An 18,300-nucleotide genomic window follows, 5' to 3' on the forward strand; every position below is an offset into this window, starting at 1 on the left:
TGACAAAAAGCCAAGGGGTCTTGCGTACTTTTCCGGTGGCCTGCGCAAGGTTTTAGCAGCCGTCGGATGAAAGCGCAAAAGGAGCAAAAGTTGCACCACGGCTTTGGGGCGTCGGTGAATGGGTAACACCAGGCGAACTGTCTGCGGCAACAGTTGTGGGCAGACCAGATAACGATCAGTTCTTTGCGCTGATGCGCTGAGGAGAATGGGAGATTGCAACTCCCGCCGATTCGTGCTATACCCATCCGGGTTTCGCTTTGCTCTGCAATTTCTCAGGGGTAAAGTAAAACCGGACCGAGGTGAAAAAAACGCTGGTGGAGTACGCTGTCCCGGCTGGGCTGGAGTGTGTATGGCCGTGAAAAGTTCACCGAAGAAGAAACGTTCACCGAAGAAGAAACGCGTGGCTGCCATGCTGGTGAAAGAAAACCGTGCAGGTGCCATGGCGCCTTTGATTGTTGATTGAAGACCAGGAAGTTGAGCTTTGCGTTACAAAGATTGTGGGAAGTGGTGCCAGATGGTATACGGTAAGAGCCAACAAAAACAAAAAGGGCTGCAGTCAACGTTGACTGCAGCCCCTGAAATTTTAAAAATGGTGCCGAAGAGAAGACTCGAACTTCCACGGGGATACCCCCACTAGACCCTGAACCTAGCGCGTCTACCAATTCCGCCACTTCGGCAACGCGCATGAATATGCTTCGAGAAGGGAGTTTTGTCAAGACTTTCTTCACACAAAATGAAAAAAATATTTCCGTCTAAAGTGAAGTTATGAAAATATACAGAAGCCCGGATGAAATTAATCACCCTTTTACCAACAGTTGTGTGACCATCGGTAACTTTGACGGCGTTCACACCGGCCATCAGCAGCTGTTTGCAACAGTGGTTGAAAAGACAAAAACAACAAAAGGTACCAGCATCGCCATTACCTTTGATCCGCATCCCCTGCAGGTGCTGATGCCTGATGGAATCAAGCTGATATCCACCTATGCGCAGAAAGAGGAATTGATAGAAAAGGCTGGAATTGATGTGCTGCTGGTCATCCCTTTCACCAGGGAGTTTGCCAAGACAACCGCTGAGAGTTTTGTCAACGACTTGCTGGTTGAAAAACTCGGAGTCAAGGAGCTGGTTGTCGGTTACGACTACGCCTTTGGCAAAGGCCGCAGCGGCAATATCGAATTTTTGAGAAAACAGGGAGAAATTTTCAATTTCCCGGTGACCGTTGTTGACGCCCACTACATAGAGGGCGAGCTCGTCAGTTCCACAAAGATCAGGGAAATGGTCCGCGAGGGTCAAATGGCGAAGACCCGGATTTTTCTCGGCAGGAACTACCAGATAAGAGGGACGGTGCAGGTCGGCAAGCAGCGCGGCGGTAAAGTTATAGGATTTCCGACCGCCAACCTCAAGTTCAACGAAGAAGACCTGGTGCCAAAGCATGGCGTATACGTCACCCAGGTGGTTTATGGAGGGCGGTGTTACGGCGGCATTCTCAATATCGGCTACAACCCCACGTTTGATGAAAAACAGCTGGTTGCCGAAACCCATATTTTTGACTTTAATGAGGACATCTACGGCAAACCGTTAAAGGTTAACCTGCTGAAGTTTTTGCGCAGTGAGCGAAAGTTTGCCGGGCCGGAGGAACTGGCGGAGCAAATTATAAAGGATGTGGCCGTGGCCAAGCAGGTCCTGCAGGAGCATGCCGTTGAACTGGTCATGTCCTGTTCGGATCAGACCGAGTAGAGCGAGCGAGTATGTTGGCCGGCTGGCATACTGGCAACCCGGTATTTTATTGTTGCAAGTATGCCCAAGGTGTCTATAGTGTATGCGCCTGTCTGAGCAGGGAGAACTGAAGGTCTGCCTTCAGGCGGCGATATGAGATATACGATAACAGCAGGCAACAGTGGTCGTTGCCGCTGGCAGCAATAATTGTGGCGTTACATACACAGAGGGGCGTTATGTCTGAAGAACTGCGAGAAGATTTACCAAAAGTTATTGAAGAACTGGAACAGAAATGCAAGGAGCATCCCAACTCCGTGATGGCTTTCCATCATCTCGGATTGGTATATATGAAGGCCGGACGGATCGAGGAAGCGGTAAAAGCTCTTGAAAAGGCAATTGTAATCGATAACCTGAGCAGTGAATCGATGATAAATCTCGGCGCCATATATTTTGGGCAGGGCGATCTCGACAAGGCGCAGGAGATGAACGAAAAGGCAATCGCCGTCAACTCAGACAGCGGCCAGGCCCATGCCAACCTCGGCCTGATCTGGCAGCAGAGAAGTGATTTCGACAAAGCTATATCGGCTTATAACAAAGCCATACAGTGTAACCCGAAACTTGCCAGCGCCTGGATGAACCTCACCTCGGTACTTACCATGAAAGGCGAGGACGATCGGGCGATTACCGCCGCGCGAAAAGGGCTTGAACTGGAACCCGATTCGCCGCTTGGCCATAATAATCTCGCAGTGGCGCTCTATTTTAAGGGCAACTTCTCCGAGGCGAAAATCCACATGGACAAGGCAAAAGAGCTCGGCTACTCGGTCGATCCAAATTTTGTGGCAAGCCTTGAAGAGAAGCTGGCGTAGCCGTGTCGCTGAATCCGGCCAATTGAGAATTTGAGAACTTTTGATGGGAAATGAACATAGTATAGTCAGGCCCTGGTGCCCTTTCTGCGGGATAGAAGTGGGCCGACCCTCCCACGCGCCGGTCCGCAAGATGAATGAATTTCCGGTGGGACGTTGCCAGTGCGGAGCGGTCTACAGCTGTGACGCGACCGGCCATAACGTCGGTTCGGCAATAGTTGAAACCCTCGTATATGCATGTAACGACAACGCCGATTTCGCCTGGGAACTTATGCCTGAGGACGATTACCTGACCGGGCGGATTGAAAACTATGACGAGCAGGAACACCGGGTGGTCGCCACCAAAAACATTGACGGGCGTGCCGTCCGGGGTGTCCTCTATTTTGTCCGGCTGCACACCGATATTCAGGAGATAGCAAAACGAATAGAGGACAAGAAGCAAGATGAGCTGCAGCAGGAGACGGCAGCTCTTAGGCAGCGGCGTCCGGCTAAACCTGTGGTGATTCCTGATGACAAGCGGGTGAAGCAGAAAGCAACCAAGCGGCTGGTGAAAAAACTTGTTGAAGCAGGTGATGTGGACGGGCTGGTAACGCTCTGCCTTGACGACAAAAAGACCCTGCGGCTGCTGCAGCGGCTGCTGTATGAACCCGATGAACAGAGAAGATGGGAAATCGCATACCTGATAGGCAGGGTTTCCGAGCGGGTCGCCACCAGGGATCCGGGAGCGGTTAGCGAATTGCTCCACCGTTTTTTTGAAGCCTGCTCCGATTCCGCCGCAACCCCGTGGGGGATGGTTGAGACCATCGGGTATGTCATCGCTTTTCGTCCGGATATCTTTGGCGCGTTTACCCGGTACCTGCTCAATTATATCGGTGAGCCCTCTACCGTCAACCAGAGTATCTGGGCTCTTGCCGAAATTGCGGGAAACAGGCCGGATCTGATCCGCAAAACACCTTTTTACAACCTGTTTCATTTCCTTAAGCATCCCCAGCCCCAGGTCAGGGGACAGGTGGCACGGCTGCTGGGGAGGATCCGGGCGACCGAAGCGGTCATGCAGCTCATGGAACTGAGCAGCGATGAAAGCAGTTTCCGGTATTTCAAGGAAGGGGAGATGGTTTCGATGACGGTCGCTGCGGCTGCACAACAGGCAATAAAGCTTATACACGGAGGAAACGATTAAAATGAGTAGTGATATACAGCCTCTCAACTCCATAGGTCCGATGGGACAGGCTGGCAATCCGGAAAAAAATGATGACCCGGTGCAGGCTGAATATGAAGAAGGGAAAAGATACCTTGAAAACAGCAATCTGGGACAGGCCGCTGTTATGCTGCACAATGCGCTGGTCGGGTTTGAGGAAAAAAAGGATGAGAACGGCATCGCCAACGCATCCAACCAGCTCGGTCATGTCTGTCTGGCCAAAGAAGACTATGTAACCGCGCTGACCCATTACCAGCGGGCTTTTGCCATATGCGATAAAGCAAACGACAGGATGAGTGTTCTCGCGGTGCTCGACAAGGTTGCCGTGGCGCAGAAAGGACTCAAGAAGTACGATGACGCCATCTCCACCTGCCTGGATATCCTTGACCAATATCAGGACAACAGAGATCCCCAGGGAGCAGTGTCGACGCTGGAGAAGATGGCGCAAATCTATCTTGAGAAAAACGATAAACACAAAGCTGCCGATACGTATCGCACCATCGCATCCATTCACAGAAATTTCAGACATGAAAATATTGCCGCTGACTTTGTGAAAAAAGCAGAAGAGCTTGACAACTGATGACGGCAAAGGCCGGTGAGAACCATGTTTACTGGAATTGTTCAAGGACAGGGTAAAATAAGAGGAAAAAAGAAATCGGGAGGCGGGCAGGTTTTTAACCTCGAAGCCGATTTCGACATTTCCGATCCCGAAGAGGGAGAGTCCATTGCGGTAAACGGAGTTTGTCTTACGGCCTATAACATCCGGGGACGAAGTTTTACGGCGGATGTCTCTCCTGAGACGCTGTCAAGAACCAAGCTCGGTTTGCTGGCTACCGGGGAAAGTGTCAACCTCGAGCGCGCGCTGCGACTTGCGGACAGGCTCGGCGGGCACCTGGTGTCTGGCCACGTGGACTGTATGGCTTCGGTTTCGGCAATCAGGCCGGTCGGTGATTATACCCTTTTCGATTTTTCCATAGGCGAGGTCCATGACCGATACATCATTGAAAAGGGGTCGATAACCATTGACGGGGTCAGTCTCACCGTGAACAGTTGCACCGCGGGATCTTTTTCTGTATCGATAATACCCCACACCCTCAAGGTCACTACACTTGGGGAACTGAAGGTGGGGAGCCGGGTGAATATCGAGGTCGATATAATCGGCAAATATGTTGAGAAACTGCTTGCGCCGAAAACGGCGGGGACGCAGGCGGCTGCACCGGAATTATCCGACTCCATCAATCCGGAATTTTTGGCTAAACATGGTTTTTGGTAATTTTCCGGGATGAAGCCGGAAAGTTCGTTCGATGAATCTTTTACAAGTGTGACTATTATGGCGGTTAGTGCAATTGAAGATGTAATAAAGGACATTCAGGCCGGGAAAATGGTTATCCTGGTTGACGACGAAGATCGGGAAAACGAGGGTGATCTGTACATGGCGGCAGAAGCGGTGGACGCCGCCGCGATAAATTTCATGGCCAGGTACGGTCGCGGGCTTATCTGTCTTACCCTCAGCGGCGATCTCGTCGACAAGCTCGGTCTGCCGATGATGGTGCCCAACAACACCTCTCCCTACGGAACCGGCTTTACGATCTCCATTGAGGCCAAGACCGGGGTGTCCACCGGAATCTCGGCGGCGGACAGGGCACGGACCGTTCAGGTGGCGGTCGACCCGGAATCGGGTCCCGGCGACCTGGTCAGTCCGGGCCATATTTTCCCGTTGCGAGCTCGTGACGGCGGCGTTCTCGTCCGTGCCGGACAGACCGAGGGATCGGTCGACCTGTCGCGGCTGGCCGGTATGATACCTGCCGGTGTTATTTGCGAGATTATGAATGAAGACGGCACCATGGCGCGGATGGCCGACCTGGAGGAATTTTCCAAGGAACATGACCTCAAGATCGCGACCATTGCCGACCTCGTTGCCTACCGGCTGCGGGAAGACACCTTGGTCAAGCGGCAGGTCGAGGCGCGGGTGCCAACCGAGCATGCGGGCGAGTTCAAGGCCATCGTCTATTCCAACTCGGTCGACAACCTTGAGCACCTCGCGCTGGTCAAAGGTGATATTGAAAATGCCGAGAAAGTGCTTGTAAGGGTCCATTCGGAGTGTCTGACCGGCGATGTATTCGGCTCGTCAAGATGTGACTGCGGCCTGCAACTGAATGCGGCTATGAAGATGATCGACCAAGCGGGATGTGGAATTGTCGTTTACATGCGCCAGGAGGGCCGGGGGATCGGCCTGGTGAATAAGCTCAAAGCTTATTGCCTCCAGGACAACGAGGGCGTTGATACCGTTGAGGCGAACCTGCGGCTGGGATTTAAAAGCGACCTGCGCGACTATGGCATCGGAGCGCAGATTCTCAGGGATCTCGGGGTGTCGAAAATGTCCATTCTGACCAACAACCCGAAAAAAATTGTCGGCCTTGAGGGATATGGTATAAAGGTCGTTGAAAGGCTGCCGCTGGAAATGCCGGCCAGCGAGGAAAGCAAAGAATATTTGATGTGTAAACGGGACCGAATGGGACACCTCATCGAGGTGAAAAAAGATTGATCCGGAACACTACTGTAATCAACTGATATTGGTGAGAGAAAATGGCAAATTTTATTGAAGGTAACTTAAAAGCGGATGGCAAGAAATTCGCGATAGTGGTCGCCCGCTTCAACTCCTTTCTGGTTGAGAAGCTGCTGGAAGGCGCGCTTGACAGCCTTGTCCGCTCAGGAGCAGCCCCTGCGGATATCGACGTGGTACGTGTCCCCGGTGCATTTGAGATTCCGCTGATCGCCAAGAAAATGGCCGGATCCCAGAAATATAACGCTGTGATTGTACTCGGGGTGGTCATCCGCGGAGCGACTCCGCATTTTGACGTCGTTGTCAATGAAGTTTCCAAGGGATCGGCCCAGGCAAGCCTTGAGACCGGTGTTCCGGTGCTCTTCGGCGTCCTGACCACCGAGACTATCGAGCAGGCCATTGAAAGAAGCGGAACCAAGGCCGGCAATAAAGGGAGCGATGTTGCTGTCGCCGCCATTGAGATGGCTAATCTCATGGAGTCTCTTCACTGAACAAGTCCCCCTGCAATCGGACCGCCCTAGGCACCGAAGCAGCAGGGGGGAGTTTTCCGGGCTACAGACAGGTTTCTGTCTGGCCCGGACTGTTTTTTATAGCTCAACAATCTACGCCGGACGGTTTACGACAATGGGATCTCGCCGCATTTCAAGGGAAACTGCGTTACAGTTTTTATATCAAGAGGACTTTACCATAGGTCCGGAGCAACAGCACTGTTACGACCTGGACGACCGGTTCGAGCTGTTCTGCTCACTTTTCCAGGTGAATAAAAAGGCCCGCGACTATGCCAAGACGCTTCTTGGCGGAATCAGCGCCAACCTTGGGAAAATAGATGAACTCATAGGTGAGGCAGCCAGCAACTGGCGAGTAGCAAGAATTGCCGCAACAGACAGGAACCTCCTGCGGATTGCCATCTTCGAGATGATCTACGCAGAGGATGTCCCTGCCCAGGTTGCGATTAATGAAGCGGTGGAAATAGCAAAACGGTTCGCCGGGACCGATTCACCGAAATTTATCAACGGAATTCTCGACGCTATCCTGACACGACATAGCTCCGCTTGAGCCCCACCCGGACTATCCCAGCTGTTGCCTCCACTTCTTGCATAATTTGCGCTTTCCGGGTACATATTCGCCCGGAAGCATTGTATAAATAGGTTGCCGGCCAGGCCCGGCGCACGACCGCGCGGAGCCCGATTCACCCCTCTGTTGCCGCAACCGCAAGAAAACCCTGACAATATTCATATCCGCAAGTGGACAGTGCAGCATGGCCAAACAAAAAGAACAACCATCACATCCAGGACTGAAACAGGAGGCGATTGCCGTTTTGGGCGTCTTTATCGCGCTCTTTCTCTACCTGAGCCTGTTTTCCTACATACTGAAACTTGACGGCAACCTGAGCGGACGGGTGGGGACCCTGGTCGCCAGAATCCTGTTCAGCTTCATCGGCTGGGGCGCATATTTCCTGCCGACCATGGTCCTGGTCAGTTCGGTACTCTTTTTCGGCTCACGGATCTCCTTTACCCGTCTGCCCCAGGTGGTGATAGGTCTGACCGGGGCGATAATAAGCTTTTGCGGACTGCTCTCCTCGTTTACCATCCACAATCCGGTACTTCTCGACGCCGGCGGTTTTCTGGGAAAAACCGGTTTTGTCCTGCTTGAGGCGGGAGTCGGGCACGGCGGTGCGGTCCTTGTTTTCCTTCTTGTGTTTCTTATTTCGCTGATGGTGTCCATCCAGTTTTCTCCATACATGGTGCTGAAATCGGTCACTTCTCTGACCGGGCGGGCGATGGGGTGGATAAAGTCGGCAACAGCGCGAAAAACAAGTGAAGCAGTGGGTGCCGCAAAACCGGCTCCTGTTGCCAGGTCAAAAAGTCCGAAAGAGGTCGCACCTGCAGAGAGCGCGACCGGTGAAGCGACCTTTGTGCCGGTAGTCAGGGAGACAGGGGGCAGCGGTTCTGCCACCAAAACCGATGAGGAGTTTGCGGCCAGGCCGGTGGCAAGAGGTGACTGGAAGCTGCCGCCCCTGTCGATTCTCACCAAAAGCGACAATGATGACAACAAGGTCGATAACGAAGTCTATTTTAAACTTTCCCAGCAACTGGAACAGAAACTGAAAAATTTTGGGGTCTCTGGCAAGGTCGTTGGTATATCTCCCGGGCCGGTGGTGACTACTTACGAATATACCCCTGCTCCCGGGGTGAAAATTAATAAGATTGCCGGGCTCGCTGACGATTTGGCCCTCGGATTGAAGGCGCAATCGGTCAGGGTCGCCGGATCTGTTCCGGGAAAGGCCGCTTTGGGGATAGAGATTCCAAACGAGAAAAGGCAGATTGTCTATATTCGCGAATTGATCGGTGCCAAGGAGTATCGCAAGAGTTCCAACAAGCTCTCCATCGCCCTCGGCCTGGATGTTGGCGGCAACCTGGCGATGGCGAATCTTGCGAAAATGCCGCACCTGCTTATCGCCGGCGCCACCGGAGCCGGAAAAAGCGTCGGGATCAATACTATTATCGCCTCCATACTCTACAATGCAACGCCCGAGGAGGTTCGGTTTTTGATGGTAGATCCGAAAAGAATTGAGCTTTCCGGCTATGAAGGCATTCCCCACCTGCTGCACCCGGTGGTGGTCGACCCGAAGCTTGCTTCCAGGGCTCTGAACTGGGCGGTTCGTGAGATGGAGAGGCGTTACCGGCTGCTCGAGGAGGCCAGGGTTAAAAGTTTCGATTCCTATAACGAGGTAAACGAGGAGAAGCTTCCCTATATCGTGGTTATAGTCGATGAGCTTGCGGATCTCATGATGGTTGCGTCAAAGGATGTTGAGGCGGCTATAGCGAGGTTGGCCCAGATGGCAAGGGCCGCTGGTATTCATATGATTCTTGCGACCCAACGGCCGTCTGTGGATGTACTTACCGGCCTGATAAAGGCAAATTTCCCAACCCGTATCTCCTTCAAGGTGTCTTCCAAGATCGATTCAAGGACAATTCTCGACGCATCCGGTGCAGAGCACCTGCTCGGGGCGGGAGATATGCTGTTTCTTGCTCCGGGTACGGCCAACCTCAAACGTATTCACGGGGCCTATATCTCCGAGAAGGAGACATCCGAGATCGTCGAATTCTGGAAGAACCAGGGGAGCAGCACCTATGACGAGACGGTGATGGAGGAGATCAAGGAAGACGCAGAGGGGGCAGACGACGAAGACCAGGCGGATTATGATGACCGGTACGACGAGGCGGTGGCCATAGTTACGGAGGCGGGGCAAGCTTCCATTTCGATGGTGCAGCGGCGCCTGAGAGTGGGCTACAACAGGGCTGCTCGAATGATTGAAATGATGGAAAAAGAAGGAGTTGTCGGCCCTGCTGACGGGGCTAAACCAAGAGAAGTAATTGTAAGAAATGAGTACGACTGAGCATGAATGAGACGGTGAGGAATTTTCTTGACAATTACCCGGCAACCTAATATAAAAAGTCCTTGACCGGAAAATGAGTAACCATTCAGTGACGGGGTGAAAATCCCACTGAAATTAAATAGGTTTTACATGTAGTGTTACTCGACTTCCTGGTGCTGAGAGCCTCAGGGGGACGAGCGATTTTCGCAGTATAGAGTTCAAGTGGATCCTGCTTGTTCAGGATCACAACAGTTAATGTAAACTGAGGAGGTAGTTTAATGCCAAGTTATGTAGATCCTGCTAAGTGTGACGGCTGCAAAGGCGGCGACAAGACTGCATGCATGTACATCTGTCCCAATGACCTGATGGTTCTGAATGTTGAGGAGATGCTCGCCTACAATCAGGAACCGGACGCTTGCTGGGAATGTTACTCCTGTGTCAAGATTTGCCCGCAAGGTGCAATCTTTGTTCGTGGCTACGATGACTTCGTACCCATGGGCGGTCAAGTTCATCCCATGAGATCTTCTGATTCCATTATGTGGACTGTCAAGTTCCGCAACGGCAACATGAAGCGCTTCAAGTTTCCTATCCGCACCACCGCTGAAGGTGCTGCCAATGCTTATGTGGGCGAGAAAGGTGCCAGTCTTGATGATCAAGCCCTGTTTCTCGAGTCAGATCTTCCGACCCCCAAGTAAGTTGAAGACAGAAAATTTTTGGATATAAATTCATTATTCTAAGGAGATTTGAATATGGCATTACCAAACAAACCAAAAGGTGAACTGAAAGCCGTAGTGAACCCTGAGGTCGTCGAAATGGAAGTGGACGCTCTCATCGTAGGCGGTGGTATGGCTGCCTGTGGAGCTGCTTTTGAAATCAAGAAATGGGCACCGGATGATATGAAGATCCTGCTCGTTGACAAAGCGTCTCTCGAGCGTTCTGGTGCTGTTGCCCAGGGTCTTTCCGCAATCAACACCTACATCGGTGGCAATGCGATCGAAGACTACGTGAAGATGGTTCGTAACGACCTTATGGGCGTTGTTCGCGAAGACCTTATCTACGACTGTGGTCGTCACGTTGATGAGTCCGTTAAGCTTTTCGAAGAGTGGGGACTCCCGGTCTGGAAAAAAGACGCCGACGGAAACAACCTCGACGGCGCCAAGCCTGCTCCTTCCCTGCGTGAAGGCGGCGAGCCTGTTCGTACCGGTAAATGGCAGATCATGATCAACGGTGAGTCTTACAAGTGTATCGTTGCAGAGCCCGCAGCTACCGCACTCGGCGCTGACAATATCCTTGAGCGTGTATTCATCGTTAAGCTTCTGCTCGACAAGAACAAAGAAAACCAGATCGCCGGTGCTGCTGGTTTCTCCACCCGCGAGAACAAGGTATACATCATTAAGTGTAAAACTGCCCTGGTCGCTTGCGGTGGTGCGGTTAACATTTTCCGTCCGCGCTCTACCGGTGAAGGTAAAGGCCGTGCATGGTATCCGGTATGGAACGCCGGTTCCACCTACACCATGTGTGCCCAGGTCGGCGCAACCCTGACCATGATGGAAAACCGTTTCACCCCGTCTCGTTTCAAAGACGGATACGGCCCTGTCGGTGCATGGTTCCTGCTGTTCAAAGCTAAAGTATCCAACGGTCTTGGTGAGTTCTACGCAGGCGGCGACGCTGCCAAAGCCGAACTCGAGAAGTTCATGCCTTACGGCGCCTCCGCTGTTACCCCGACCTGTCTGCGTAACCACCTGATGCTCAACGAGCTCAAGGAAGGCCGCGGACCGATCTACATGGCAACCGACGTAGCTCTCAACGCTTTCCTTGATGAGCGTCGTGAAGCCGGTATGGACGAGAAGTCTCTTAAGAAGTTCTGGAAACATCTCGAGTCTGAAGCATGGGAAGACTTCCTTGATATGTCAGTCGGCCAGGCCGGTCTCTGGGCTGGTGCAAACGTTGAGCCTGAAAAGATTGGTTCTGAGATTATGCCGACCGAACCTTACATGCTCGGTTCTCACTCCGGTTGCTGCGGAATCTGGACCTCCGGTCCGGATGAAGACTGGGTACCCGAGATCGACAACGAGTCTCGCGTACATAAGTACAAGTGGGGCTACAACCGTATGACCACTGTCGACGGTCTGTTCACTGCTGGTGACGGTGTTGGTGCTTCCGGTCATAAGTTCTCTTCCGGTTCCCACGCTGAAGGTCGTATCGCCGCCAAGCAGATGGTTAAGTTCTGCCGCGACAACGCAGACTTCAAACCTGAACCGAAGCAAAGCGCTCAGGAAATCGCCGATGAAATCTACGCACCTGTTAAGCGGTACGAAGAGTTCAAGGGTGCTTCCACTGCAGCAGACGTCAACCCGAACTACTGCAAGCCTGCCGGTCTGATGATGCGTCTGATGAAAGCTACCGATGAGTATGGTGGTGGTGTTGCTACCTACTACATGACTTCCGGAAAGCTGCTCAACATCTGCCTCGATCTTCTCCGTCTGCTCCGTGAAGACGCTGCGAAGATGGCTGCTGGCGACTTGCACGAACTGCTCCGTTGCTGGGAAAACTACCATCGTATCTGGTGTGTTGAAACCCATATCCGTCACATCGAGTTCCGTAAAGAGTCCCGTTACCCAGGATTCTACTACAGGTCAGACTTCCCGACCTGTGATGACGAGAACTGGAAGTGCTTCGTCAACTCCACCTTCAATCCTGAAACCGAGGAGTGGAAGTGTGAGAAGGTTGAGTGCGTGAACATCGTTGAAACCGAACCGTGGATCTAATTAATGATACCTGGTCGTTTTTTGACATGACGTAGGAAAAAATCTCCAGGAGTCTTAGGCTCCTGGAGATTTTTTTGTATATACAGTTTTTGTCTTATGTTGCCAGGAGAAGATTGTATCTGCTTGCAACATAAGCTAAAAATCGGTTACTGATGTTGTCTGGATGTGTAACGTTCAACAGTTGTCATGTTTCGGCGGATCTCATCGCCGGAAGGGGCAATGGTACAATATTTTAAGAGCAATAATGGAGGTTAGGTATGACTGACGAGCAAAGCACCACTGGTGCGGTATTGGTCGTAGGCGGAGGTATCAGCGGGTTAACTGCTGCCCTTGAAGCCGCTGAAGTCGGAAAAGATGTCTTTCTCGTGGAGAAAGGTGCATCTTTTGGTGGGCGTGTGGCACAGCTCAACCAGTATTTTCCGAAATTGTGTCCCCCGAGTTGCGGTCTGGAGATCAACTTCAGGCGTGTAAGAGACAACCGGCGGATCAGGACCTACAGCATGACCACCGTTAAATCGGTCTCAGGTGCGCAAGGCAACTACGAAGTTACCCTGGAGACGGCACCTCGCTATGTTAACAGTAACTGCACTGCATGCGGTGACTGCAGCGCCGCCTGTCCTGATGAGAGAGACAATGATTTCAACTTCGGCATGGACAAGACAAAAGCTGCTTATCTTCCCCACGAGATGGCTTTCCCTCGCCGCTACGTCATCGACAAGAATGCCCTCAGCGCCGCCGGAGCGGAAGCGGTAAAGAGCGCATGCAAATACGATGCGATTGATCTCGATATGCAGGCGCAGACCCGCACCATCAACGTTGCATCCATAGTATGGGCCACAGGATGGACCCCCTATGACGCAACCAAGATGGAAAATCTCAAGTTCGGTCAGTCCCAGTCCATCGTCACCAACATGATGATAGAGCGGATGGCCGCTCCCTCCGGGCCTACCGGGGGAAAAATCGTTCGTCCAGGCGACGACAAGGAAATCGAGTCGATCGCGTTCGTACAATGCGCCGGCTCCCGTGATGAAAATCATCTGGAATACTGCTCGCATATCTGCTGTATGGCTACCTTCAAGCAGATGAGCTATGTCCGCGAGCAATACCCCGACGCCAAGATATACGTTTTTTACATTGACCTGAGAACTCCCGGAAAGTATGAGAAATTCCGCGAAGCGCGCATGGCCGACGAAAACGCTACCTTTATTAAGGGCAAGGTGGCGGATATCGCCATCGAAGCGGACGGGTCGGTTACGGTTACCGCCGAGAATGCACTGACCGCTGAGAAGATCTCACAACAGGTTGACATGGCAGTTCTGGCAACCGGAATGCAGCCTAATTTCGCCATCGAACAGGCCCCGGCCGATCTGCAGATAGACAGCAACGGCTTCGTCATTTCCGATCCCAACAGCGCTATGATCTCAGCGGGATGTGCCAAGAAAGCCGCAGACGTAGTAACCTGTACTCAATCTTCAACAGCAGCCGCCCTTAAGGCAATTCAGGTTTCCAGGAGGTAACAGACGATGGATAAAAAATACTGCGCGTATATTTGTGCTGGTTGTGGCATTGGTGATGCGCTCGACCTTGAAGCTCTCAGTGGAGTAGTAAGCGGTGAGATGTCCATGGAGTGCAAGACCCATGAATATCTCTGTGGCGCCGAGGGTCGGGCCTTTATTGAAAAAGACATCGCTGACGGTGTCAATACCGTTGTCATAGGTGCTTGCTCTCCAAGGGTAATGACCTCTGAGTTCAATTTCGGCGACGACAAGATAACCGTACGGGCAAATCTTCGCGAGCACGTGGTGTGGACCGAGGTCAAGCCCGGCGAAGGTGAAGAACCGAATGCTGAGGCAGCGGAGTTTCTCGCAGAGAGTGCTGCCGATTACATGCGGATGGCGTGTACTAGGGCCAAGAAAACCCTGCTCCCCGAGCCGTATCAGCTGGAGGTGCTCAACAAGAAGATCCTCGTTATGGGTGGCGGGTTGGCGGGCCTTACCGCCGCCAAAGAGGCTGCGGCAGCAGGATATGAAGTGCTTCTCGTGGAAAAAGAGGACAAGTTGGGCGGCAAGGCGCTTGGCTGGAGAAAATCTTTTCCCACAGGGGCGCCCTGGACTGATCTTGAAGAGAACCCCATCCATGCCCTCATTGCCGAAGTAGAAGGTGACGCAAGAATAAGCGTTGAGACCGGAAAAGAGGTCGCCAGGATCAGCGGCGCCCCCGGCCAGTTCAATGTTACCTTGAAATCTGCCGGCACCAGGACCGAATGGGACGCCCCCTCCCGCGTCACCGTTGATGAACGCGAAAAAATAGAAAAAGGTGAAATGGAAGATCCCAACGCCGGTTTCGTCGATTACACCAAGATCAACCCCGACGGGGTTATGGTCGGTTCGGTTGTATTGGCAACCGGTTGGAAGCCGGCGGATGTTTCACAATATGAACATCTCGGCTACGGCTCGGTGAAAAACGTGGTCACCAACGCCGAGTTTGAAAGACTTGCCAAGGAAGGCAAGGTCCCGGCCAACGTGGCGTTTGTCCAGAGCCCCGGCGGCAAGGAAGACGACAAGGATTTTCCCTACTGCAACTCGGTAACCTCGATGGTTGCGCTGAAGCAGGCGCAATATGTAACCGAGGACAACGCTGATGGTAAGGCGTATATTCTGTACCAGCACATGAGAACTCCGGGCTCCATGGAGCTGTTCTACAAAAATGCGCAAAACCGTGACGGAATTTTTCTAACCAAGGGTTCGGTAATGAAGGTTGAGGAGGCCGGCGGCGGTCTCAAGGTTGCGGTAGAGGATACTCTTCTTGGCGAAGATATCGATCTTAACGTCGATATGGTGGTACTTGCCGCTGGTATGGAACCCACCACCCTTCATCAGAACACTATCAACCTCGCCTATCGCCAGGGACCCGCTTTTAACGATCTCGGTCTCTTCGACGGCTACGCCGACTCCCACTTCATCTGCTTTCCCTATGAAACACGTAGAACAGGCGTGTACGCAGCCGGAGGCGTAAGAAAAGCTGAAACGATGGAAGAAGCGGTAGACGACGCCACCGGTGCAGCTCTCAAGGCCATCCAGTGTATCGAATCCGTGGATCGCGGAGTGTCGGTTCACCCGAGGTCAGGAGACGCCACCTATCCGGATTTCTTCATGCAGAGATGCACCCAGTGCAAACGGTGCACCGAGGAATGTCCGTTCGGCGCCCTCGACGATGACGAGAAAGGGACACCGCTGCCCAATCCGACCCGCTGCCGCCGTTGCGGGACCTGCATGGGCGCCTGCCCGGAGAGGATTATCGGATTCAAGGATTACAATATCGATCTCATCGGGTCCATGATCAAGGCAGTCGAGGTACCCGAAGACGATGACGACCGGCTGCGAATAGTCATTTTTGTTTGTGAAAACGACGCCTACCCGGCCATCGACATGGCAGGAATGAGACGCAACGGAATAAACCACATGGTACGGTTTATCCCGGTCCGCTGCCTCGGTTCGGTGAATATGGCCTGGATCAGGGATGCCATGTCCGCAGGTATGGACGGGGCGATGCTTCTTGGATGTTCCTATGGCGACGATTACCAGTGTCACTTTGTCAAGGGCTCTGAAATCGCAAGCAAGCGTATGGAAAACATCGGGGATACCCTGTCCACGCTCGGATTGGAGTCGGAAAGAGTTGTTGCCGAGCAGGTTGCAATTACCGACTACGACAAGATCCCGCAGATTATCAATGATTTCGTAGATGAGATCGTGGAAATGGGACCAAATCCATTCAAGGGCTTCTAATCTGTTTTTATCAAACCCCTCGCCGGCCTGATGGCGGTGAGGGGTCGGTAGGTGGTGACGTCATGTCATCAAATTGTAATTATATTTGATAAGATAGCAGGAGAAAGAAATGATTGTTCAACCTGATTTAGAGTTTATAAAGTCCCTGAAGGAGGCGGGTGGCGATACATTGAAGAAATGTTATCAATGTGCAACCTGTTCCGTTATGTGTCCTCTTTCAAAAGAGGGCAAACCGTTTCCACGCAAGGAAATGATCTGGGCACAGTGGGGTATGAAAGACCAGCTGCTCAACGACCCCGATGTGTTTTTGTGCCACCAGTGCGGTGATTGTACCGCCAACTGTCCTAGGGGCGCCAAGCCCGGTGACGTGCTGAGTGCAATTCGCTCCTATGCTTACACTTTTTACGGCTGGCCGAAGCCGCTTGCCAAGCTGGCATCAAGTGCTAAGGGGCTGCCGATGATGATCGGTATCCCGGTGGTGATTATTTTTATTATGTGGCTGCTCGCCGGAGCTACCCACATTCCGTCCAAAGAACAGTTCGCCAACATCGGCTATACAAATTTCTTTGGTCACTGGGAGTTCAAGTGGTACGCCAAAAACATCTTTTTTATCGTGCTGATCATGGTCCCAAGTCTGGGACTTGGTCTTTTCTCCGCCTTCATGGGGGTAAAGAAGATGTGGTCCACAATGGCCAAGCAGGCAGGAGTGACGAACAGCTTCAGGCCTTCAGCCGTTCAGTTTACCAAGGAATTCCTCTGGCCGTCGCTGGTTGAAATCATAAAGCACAACCGTTTCAACGAGTGTGGAACGCATCTAGACAGGGTAAGAGGGCACTTGCCGCTGATGCTTTCATTCATAGGTCTGTTTATAGTGACCCTCTGGTCTTTGCTAAAGCAGGACGTTCTCGGGCTTATCTGGCCGTCTCTGCATGGTCCGTTGCCGCTGATGGATCCGTTCAAACTGTTGGCAAACGTAAGCGCCATAGCACTTCTTTTCGGTATTGTAGTACTGTGGAACAACAGGAAAAAAGCAGAGGCTGAACTCGATACCCAGGCGACTTTCTACGACTGGTTCCTGATCTGGGAGATCACCGCCGTCGGCGTGACTGGGCTGGGCGCCGAACTACTGAGATGGGGAGGAATGCCGACTCTTGGGTATATTATCTATTTCCTGCACCTTGTCTCGGTAATGATGCTTTTTCTTTACCTGCCGTACACCAAGCTTGCACACCTGGTATACAGGACCACTGCCTACGCGTTTGAAAAATATCGTGAGAGCCAGTTCGTAAAAGCGGAATAATTTATCTTAATACTGATTTGCCCCTGAAAATTTTCAGGGAGAAAAAGTGCAAAAAGCCGGATCTTTTGATCCGGCTTTTTGCTTTTTGGGCGAAATAGGGATACAATACCTTTTAAACCATGAATTAAATTATATCGTAGATTTAGGATGATAGTTGCGTCTGGAAAAATCCGGTCGGAAAAAGCGGGGAAAAATTGAATCATCTGTAAAAAAGTTGTTGAATATTGAATTTGAAGTGAGTATATTCTCTCGTCTTGTAAGCTGGCGTAGCTCAATTGGTAGAGCTCCTCACTTGTAATGAGGTTGTTGTGGGTTCAAGTCCTATCGCCAGCTCCATGAAAATAATGCTTTACAAAGTGTGAAGAAGAGTATAAATAGGTATCCGTCTAACTCAGACGGTCCCAATGGAGGGGTTCCCGAGCGGCCAAAGGGAACAGACTGTAAATCTGTCGGCTCAGCCTTCGGAGGTTCGAATCCTCCCCCCTCCACCAATTCTTCTCACTTGTGTAAAGGGTGAAGATATCCCGAGCGGGAATAGCTCAATTGGTAGAGCATCAGCCTTCCAAGCTGAGGGTTGCGAGTTCGAGTCTCGTTTCCCGCTCCAAAGTTTGTTCTTGTGTTGCAGCAGGTTGCCCACGTAGCTCAGTTGGTAGAGCGCATCCTTGGTAAGGATGAGGTCACCGGTTCAAATCCGGTCGTGGGCTCCAGGTGGACACCGGTAAAATCTGAAG

Annotated in this window: 14 protein-coding genes and 5 tRNA genes; 18 read left to right on the forward strand and 1 reads right to left on the reverse strand. The window is 52.1% G+C overall.

Annotated elements, in window-relative coordinates:
• Positions 1-590 precede the first annotated feature (590 nt).
• A tRNA-Leu gene (locus tag BLQ17_RS10980) sits at positions 591-677 on the reverse strand.
• A gap of 88 nt (positions 678-765) precedes the next feature.
• Here BLQ17_RS10980 and BLQ17_RS10985 point away from each other — a divergent pair.
• From BLQ17_RS10985 to BLQ17_RS11070, 18 genes are all read left to right on the forward strand, one after another.
• Positions 766-1,734: a bifunctional riboflavin kinase/FAD synthetase gene (locus BLQ17_RS10985; RefSeq protein ID WP_092222762.1), complete on the forward strand. Its 969-nt coding sequence runs from the start codon at positions 766-768 to the stop codon at positions 1,732-1,734.
• A 215-nt stretch (positions 1,735-1,949) separates the two neighbouring features.
• Positions 1,950-2,579, forward strand: coding sequence for a tetratricopeptide repeat protein (locus BLQ17_RS10990; protein ID WP_092222764.1), 630 nt, complete (start codon positions 1,950-1,952; stop codon positions 2,577-2,579).
• Between the two features lie 43 nt (positions 2,580-2,622).
• Positions 2,623-3,756, forward strand: coding sequence for a DVU0298 family protein (locus BLQ17_RS10995; protein WP_092222766.1), 1,134 nt, complete (start codon positions 2,623-2,625; stop codon positions 3,754-3,756).
• A 1-nt stretch (position 3,757) separates the two neighbouring features.
• Positions 3,758-4,354 carry a tetratricopeptide repeat protein gene (locus BLQ17_RS11000; RefSeq protein WP_092222769.1) on the forward strand — a complete coding sequence of 199 codons (597 nt, stop codon included), beginning with the start codon at positions 3,758-3,760 and terminating at the stop codon, positions 4,352-4,354.
• Between the two features lie 24 nt (positions 4,355-4,378).
• Positions 4,379-5,047 (forward strand): riboflavin synthase, encoded by a 669-nt coding sequence (locus tag BLQ17_RS11005; RefSeq protein WP_092222771.1) that lies wholly within the window; start codon positions 4,379-4,381, stop codon positions 5,045-5,047.
• Positions 5,048-5,104: 57 nt separating this feature from the next.
• Entirely contained in the window at positions 5,105-6,319 is a 1,215-nt protein-coding gene (locus tag BLQ17_RS11010) for a bifunctional 3,4-dihydroxy-2-butanone-4-phosphate synthase/GTP cyclohydrolase II (RefSeq protein ID WP_092222773.1), read from the forward strand.
• A 41-nt stretch (positions 6,320-6,360) separates the two neighbouring features.
• Entirely contained in the window at positions 6,361-6,828 is a 468-nt protein-coding gene (gene ribH / locus BLQ17_RS11015; protein ID WP_092222775.1) for a 6,7-dimethyl-8-ribityllumazine synthase, read from the forward strand.
• Between the two features lie 133 nt (positions 6,829-6,961).
• Complete coding sequence (gene nusB, locus BLQ17_RS11020) at positions 6,962-7,393, forward strand: transcription antitermination factor NusB (RefSeq protein WP_092222777.1); 432 nt, start codon at positions 6,962-6,964, stop codon at positions 7,391-7,393.
• 202 nt (positions 7,394-7,595) lie between these two features.
• Positions 7,596-9,737: an FtsK/SpoIIIE family DNA translocase gene (locus BLQ17_RS11025; RefSeq protein ID WP_092222779.1), complete on the forward strand. Its 2,142-nt coding sequence runs from the start codon at positions 7,596-7,598 to the stop codon at positions 9,735-9,737.
• Between the two features lie 257 nt (positions 9,738-9,994).
• Entirely contained in the window at positions 9,995-10,411 is a 417-nt protein-coding gene (aprB, locus tag BLQ17_RS11030; protein WP_092222781.1) for an adenylyl-sulfate reductase subunit beta, read from the forward strand.
• Between the two features lie 54 nt (positions 10,412-10,465).
• Complete coding sequence (gene aprA / locus BLQ17_RS11035) at positions 10,466-12,484, forward strand: adenylyl-sulfate reductase subunit alpha (RefSeq protein WP_092222783.1); 2,019 nt, start codon at positions 10,466-10,468, stop codon at positions 12,482-12,484.
• Between the two features lie 257 nt (positions 12,485-12,741).
• On the forward strand, positions 12,742-14,001 hold the full coding sequence (locus BLQ17_RS11040; RefSeq protein ID WP_092222785.1) for an FAD-dependent oxidoreductase: 1,260 nt from the start codon (positions 12,742-12,744) through the stop codon (positions 13,999-14,001).
• Between the two features lie 6 nt (positions 14,002-14,007).
• Positions 14,008-16,269: a hydrogenase iron-sulfur subunit gene (locus BLQ17_RS11045; RefSeq protein WP_092222787.1), complete on the forward strand. Its 2,262-nt coding sequence runs from the start codon at positions 14,008-14,010 to the stop codon at positions 16,267-16,269.
• 109 nt (positions 16,270-16,378) lie between these two features.
• Complete coding sequence (gene qmoC / locus BLQ17_RS11050; protein ID WP_092222789.1) at positions 16,379-17,569, forward strand: quinone-interacting membrane-bound oxidoreductase complex subunit QmoC; 1,191 nt, start codon at positions 16,379-16,381, stop codon at positions 17,567-17,569.
• Positions 17,570-17,829: 260 nt separating this feature from the next.
• Positions 17,830-17,905: transfer RNA gene (locus tag BLQ17_RS11055), tRNA-Thr, on the forward strand.
• A gap of 70 nt (positions 17,906-17,975) precedes the next feature.
• Positions 17,976-18,060, forward strand: a tRNA-Tyr gene (locus BLQ17_RS11060).
• 37 nt (positions 18,061-18,097) lie between these two features.
• Positions 18,098-18,173: transfer RNA gene (locus tag BLQ17_RS11065), tRNA-Gly, on the forward strand.
• A 27-nt stretch (positions 18,174-18,200) separates the two neighbouring features.
• Positions 18,201-18,276, forward strand: a tRNA-Thr gene (locus BLQ17_RS11070).
• Positions 18,277-18,300 lie beyond the last annotated feature (24 nt).

It is taken from the genome of Desulforhopalus singaporensis (assembly GCF_900104445.1).
GTDB classification, from domain to species: domain Bacteria; phylum Desulfobacterota; class Desulfobulbia; order Desulfobulbales; family Desulfocapsaceae; genus Desulforhopalus_A; species Desulforhopalus_A singaporensis.

What these genes read in the sequence shown, in the direction of transcription:
- BLQ17_RS10985 (WP_092222762.1), top strand. Translation starts at nt 766, where the DNA reads ATGAAAATATACAGAAGCCCGGATGAAATTAATCACCCTTTTACCAAC.
- BLQ17_RS10990 (WP_092222764.1), top strand. Translation starts at nt 1,950, where the DNA reads ATGTCTGAAGAACTGCGAGAAGATTTACCAAAAGTTATTGAAGAACTG.
- BLQ17_RS10995 (WP_092222766.1), top strand. Translation starts at nt 2,623, where the DNA reads ATGGGAAATGAACATAGTATAGTCAGGCCCTGGTGCCCTTTCTGCGGG.
- BLQ17_RS11000 (WP_092222769.1), top strand. Translation starts at nt 3,758, where the DNA reads ATGAGTAGTGATATACAGCCTCTCAACTCCATAGGTCCGATGGGACAG.
- BLQ17_RS11005 (WP_092222771.1), top strand. Translation starts at nt 4,379, where the DNA reads ATGTTTACTGGAATTGTTCAAGGACAGGGTAAAATAAGAGGAAAAAAG.
- BLQ17_RS11010 (WP_092222773.1), top strand. Translation starts at nt 5,105, where the DNA reads ATGGCGGTTAGTGCAATTGAAGATGTAATAAAGGACATTCAGGCCGGG.
- ribH (WP_092222775.1), top strand. Translation starts at nt 6,361, where the DNA reads ATGGCAAATTTTATTGAAGGTAACTTAAAAGCGGATGGCAAGAAATTC.
- nusB (WP_092222777.1), top strand. Translation starts at nt 6,962, where the DNA reads ATGGGATCTCGCCGCATTTCAAGGGAAACTGCGTTACAGTTTTTATAT.
- BLQ17_RS11025 (WP_092222779.1), top strand. Translation starts at nt 7,596, where the DNA reads ATGGCCAAACAAAAAGAACAACCATCACATCCAGGACTGAAACAGGAG.
- aprB (WP_092222781.1), top strand. Translation starts at nt 9,995, where the DNA reads ATGCCAAGTTATGTAGATCCTGCTAAGTGTGACGGCTGCAAAGGCGGC.
- aprA (WP_092222783.1), top strand. Translation starts at nt 10,466, where the DNA reads ATGGCATTACCAAACAAACCAAAAGGTGAACTGAAAGCCGTAGTGAAC.
- BLQ17_RS11040 (WP_092222785.1), top strand. Translation starts at nt 12,742, where the DNA reads ATGACTGACGAGCAAAGCACCACTGGTGCGGTATTGGTCGTAGGCGGA.
- BLQ17_RS11045 (WP_092222787.1), top strand. Translation starts at nt 14,008, where the DNA reads ATGGATAAAAAATACTGCGCGTATATTTGTGCTGGTTGTGGCATTGGT.
- qmoC (WP_092222789.1), top strand. Translation starts at nt 16,379, where the DNA reads ATGATTGTTCAACCTGATTTAGAGTTTATAAAGTCCCTGAAGGAGGCG.